4 protein-coding genes are annotated in these 3,775 nt (G+C 70.1%); 3 read left to right on the top strand and 1 reads right to left on the bottom strand.

The features are described 5' to 3' along the window. Nucleotides 1-154: 154 nt before the first annotated feature. The 3 genes from P409_RS29090 to P409_RS29100 are packed head-to-tail and all read left to right on the top strand — an operon-like array spanning nt 155 to nt 3,186. Nucleotides 155-1,048, top strand: a complete 894-nt coding sequence (locus P409_RS29090) for a carbohydrate ABC transporter permease (RefSeq protein ID WP_052121534.1) — start codon at nt 155-157, stop codon at nt 1,046-1,048. Next, entirely contained in the window at nt 1,038-1,871 is an 834-nt protein-coding gene (locus P409_RS29095) for a carbohydrate ABC transporter permease (protein WP_034846650.1), read from the top strand. Before P409_RS29090 ends, P409_RS29095 begins: the two co-directional genes overlap by 11 nt. Nucleotides 1,872-1,896: 25 nt before the next feature. Next, complete coding sequence (locus P409_RS29100) at nt 1,897-3,186, top strand: ABC transporter substrate-binding protein (RefSeq protein WP_034846652.1); 1,290 nt, start codon at nt 1,897-1,899, stop codon at nt 3,184-3,186. A 15-nt stretch (nt 3,187-3,201) separates the two neighbouring features. On the opposite strand, the gene P409_RS29105 is transcribed toward P409_RS29100, so the two are convergent. After that, nucleotides 3,202-3,762, bottom strand: a complete 561-nt coding sequence (locus P409_RS29105) for a M23 family metallopeptidase (protein WP_052121535.1) — start codon at nt 3,760-3,762, stop codon at nt 3,202-3,204. Nucleotides 3,763-3,775 lie beyond the last annotated feature (13 nt).

A 3,775-nucleotide genomic window follows, 5' to 3' on the forward strand; every position in this document is an offset into this window, starting at 1 on the left:
GGGTGATGTATCGCACCACCATCGCAGGCCAGGTGCCGGCCGCCGCGGCCTGAGGCGCCGCGGCGCGGGCCGCGCCACAGCCAGGGCAGCCGCGGTCCAGGGCCAGGAACCGCCGGCGCCCCAGCCGAACAACCACCATGGCCCGGGAGGTGGAATGCAAGCGCGGCTGAAGCGTCTGCGGCAAGGTCTGGCGGGGGCGCTGCCGCTCGTGGCGTCCGTGCATGTCCTGGTGCTGGGCGTCATCGTCATTCCGTCGATCTTCGTCCTCTGGCTCAGCTTCCAGTCCTCGACCTTCGGCCAGGCGGCCAGCTTCGTCGGCCTCGACAACTACGCCCGGGTGCTGGGCGACGGCTATTTCTGGCGGTCGCTGCTGAACACCGTGGCCGTGGTGGCGGCGGCCGTGCATCTGGAGCTGCTGCTGGGGCTCGGCATCGCGCTCCTGTTCGCCAGCGGCCTGCCGGCCCGGCGCCTGCTGCTGGTGATCGTGCTGGCGCCCTATGCGATCAGCGAGGTCACGGCGGCGGCGATGTGGCGCTTCCTGTTCGACCCCGATGTCGGCCCGGTGACCAACGCGCTGCTGGATCTCGGCCTGCCGTCGCTGGACTGGACCTTCGTGCCGTCGCACGGGCTGGTGCTGGTCGGGCTGCTGACCATCTGGCTGCACCTGCCCTTCACCTTCGTCATCCTCTACGCCGCCCGGCTGGCGATCCCGAAGGACCTGTACGAGGCCGGGCGGGCGGATGGGGCCTCGCCGCTGCAGCTGTTCCGGAACGTCACCCTGCCGCTGCTGGCGCCGGCGATCCTGATCGCCATGCTGTTCCGCTACATCTTCGCCTTCCGGCTGTTCTCCGAGATCTGGCTGCTGACGCAGGGCGGGCCGGCGCGGACGACCGAGGCGGTGGCCGTCTACCTCTATCTCGAGGCGTTCCGCTACAACTCCTTCGGCACCGCCGCCGCCACCGCCTGGATCATGGTCGCGGTGTCCTTGCTGCTGGCCGCCGCCTACATCCTGCGGCTGCGCAAGGGGATGGCGGCCGATGCGCGCTGACCGCCTGCTGATCGCGGCCGGCAAGGCCGTCGCCGTCGCCGCGGTGGTTGCGTGGTCGATCTTCCCGATCGCCTTCATCGTGCTGTCGTCGTTCAAGCCGGGTCGCGACATCTTCGCGGTGCCGCCGAAGCTGCTATTCGAGCCGACGCTGCTGCACTACCAGCATCTCTGGCAGCGCTGGGGCAGCTTCTTCGACGGGCTGGTCAACAGCCTGATCGTCACCATCGGCTCCGCCGTCCTGGCCGTCGCCGTCAGCTCGCTCGCCGGCTATGCCTATTCGCGGCACCGCGGCCGGCTCCTCTCCGGCTCGATCTATCTCCTGATCGGGGTGCGCCTGATCCCGCCGATCGTGGTCACTCTGCCGCTGTTCCCGATCGTCAACCTGCTGGGGTTGAACGACACCCATCTCGTCCTGATCCTGCTGTACACGAGCTTCTTCGTGTCGCTGGGCACGATCCTGATGCGCACCTTCATCGACCAGGTCCCGCGCGAGCTGGACGAGGCCGCGACCATCGACGGGGCCGGGCGGCTGACCGTGCTGCGCCGGATCGTGCTGCCGCTGGCGGCGCCAGGCATGCTGGCGGTGGCGGTCTTCGTCGTCGTCTTCGCCTGGAACGAGTTCCTGTTCGCCTTCATCTTCACCGCGACCAGGGCCAAGACCGCGCCCTTCGTGCTGTCCGAGATGATCAGCTCGGTCGACGGCGTCGACTGGGGCGTGCTGTTCGCCGCGGCCACGATCCAGCTGCTGCCGGTGCTGCTGTTCGTGGTGGCCATGAACCGCTTCCTGGTCGCCGGGCTGACCGCCGGGGCGACCAAGGGATGAACAAGATCAAACAGGGAGGACAATCATGACCACAAATCTGACGAGGCGGGACCTGCTGGCCGGCACGGTGGCCGGGGCCGCGACGATGGCGCTGGGCCGCACGGCCCTGGCGCAGCCCAAGACGCTGAACGTGCTGTCGCATCTGGTGCACCAGAACGTGCTGACCAAGGGCGCGGCCGGCGACGTCATCGCGCCGTGGCGCCAGGCGTCGGGGGCGGAGATCGCCTGGACCACCCTCGACAGCAATCCGCTGCAGGACCGGCTGTTCCGGGAGGCCAGCCTGGGCCAGACCGGCTTCAATGTCGGCTATGTCATCGACAACCGGATGACGCCCCAGATCGCGGGGCTGTTCGAGCCGCTCGACACATACCAGGCGTCGGACCCGGTCGAGGATATCGACGACATCGCCCCCGGCCTGCGGCGCGCCATGACGGTTGGCGGCAAGCTGGTCGGCATTCCCGTCCGGCATGCCACCCAGGCCCTGTTCTACAACGAGGCGCTGCTGCGGGAGGCGGGCTTCTCCGCCCCGCCGGCGACGCTGGAGGAGCTGGTCGAGCAGGCGAAGAAGCTGACCTTCACCTCGGAGGCGGGCACACGGGTGGTGGGAATGATCCTGGCCAGCGACCTGGCCGTCTTCCCGGTGATGTTCGCGCGGGCCTTCGGCGGCGACTTCATCAGCGCCGACTTCAAGGTCCTGCCACAGCCGGAGGCGATGGAGAAGGCGCTGGCCGTGCTGGCCGACCTGTTCCAGGCCGGCGCGCTGCCGCGCAGCTACGCCAACACCCGCAACGACGACATGGTGACCTGGCTGCAGCAGGGCCGGGCGGCCTTCGGCGTGCTGCCCTTCGCCCGCTTCGCCCAGCTCAACAACCCCGAGCAGTCCTCGGTCCCGGGCAAGATCAAGGCGGTGGAGTTCCCGGGCTCGACGACGCTGCCCGCCGGCACCGGCATGGCGGCGGTGGTGGAATCCTGGGCCATGGCGATCCCGGCCAACACGGCCGACAAAGACCTGTCCTGGAGCTTCATCAAGGCGGTCTCCAGCAAGGCGGTGACGCTGGGCGCGGCGCGCAACGGCAACGGCCCGGTCCGGGTCTCGACCTATGCCGATCCGGACTTCGCCGCCAGCCAGCCGCTGGCGAAGATCGAATCCGCCGCCCTGGCCAGGGCGCGGCCGGCCTTCCCGGCCTTTCCGGAGGCGGTGCGCGCGCAGGCGACCTTCCTGGAGGAGGTGCAGCTCGCCGTGCTCGGCCGCAAGCCGCCGCAGGAGGCGGTGGCGGCGATCCGCGACCGCATCACCCCGCTGCTGCCGGCCTGAGGCCGGCGGCGCCGGTCAGGACCGGATCGCGATGGCCAGGAGCGATTTCAGGGCTTGGCCGGCTTCGAGGAACGGCATCGGGTCCACCGGCTGGCCGCCGCGGCGGACTTCGTAATGCACATGCGGCCCGGTCGAATCGCCGGTCGATCCCAGCGTTCCCAGCACGGTGCCGGCGGTCACCGCCTGGCCTTCGGTCACGGCGATGGAGTCCATGTGGCCGTAGCGGGTGACCAGGCCCTCCGCATGCTGGATCTCGACCAGGTTGCCGTAGCCGCCGGCCACGCCGGCGCGCAGCACTCGTCCGCTTCCTGTGGCGAAGATCGGGGTTCCCCGGGGCGCCACCAGGTCCAGCCCGGCATGCAGGGTCTCGACCCCCGTGATCGGATGGATCCGGTATCCGAACGGGCTGGACATGCGGTACTCCGTGCGCAGCGGCGTCGCCAGCGGCAGGGTCGGAAGCCGGGTCGCCAGCGTGGCCGCCCTGGCATCCAGGGTGGACGGGGCAAAGGGGCGGGCGGCAGCCGGCGCCTCGGTCTCGAGCCCGAGGCGCGAGAATGCGCCCTCGATGGCGGACACGGCGACGGACTAG

Source organism: Inquilinus limosus MP06 (genome assembly GCF_000767795.1).
Taxonomy (GTDB): domain Bacteria; phylum Pseudomonadota; class Alphaproteobacteria; order DSM-16000; family Inquilinaceae; genus Inquilinus; species Inquilinus limosus_E.

What these genes read in the sequence shown, in the direction of transcription:
- P409_RS29090 (WP_052121534.1), top strand. Translation starts at nt 155, where the DNA reads ATGCAAGCGCGGCTGAAGCGTCTGCGGCAAGGTCTGGCGGGGGCGCTG.
- P409_RS29095 (WP_034846650.1), top strand. Translation starts at nt 1,038, where the DNA reads ATGCGCGCTGACCGCCTGCTGATCGCGGCCGGCAAGGCCGTCGCCGTC.
- P409_RS29100 (WP_034846652.1), top strand. Translation starts at nt 1,897, where the DNA reads ATGACCACAAATCTGACGAGGCGGGACCTGCTGGCCGGCACGGTGGCC.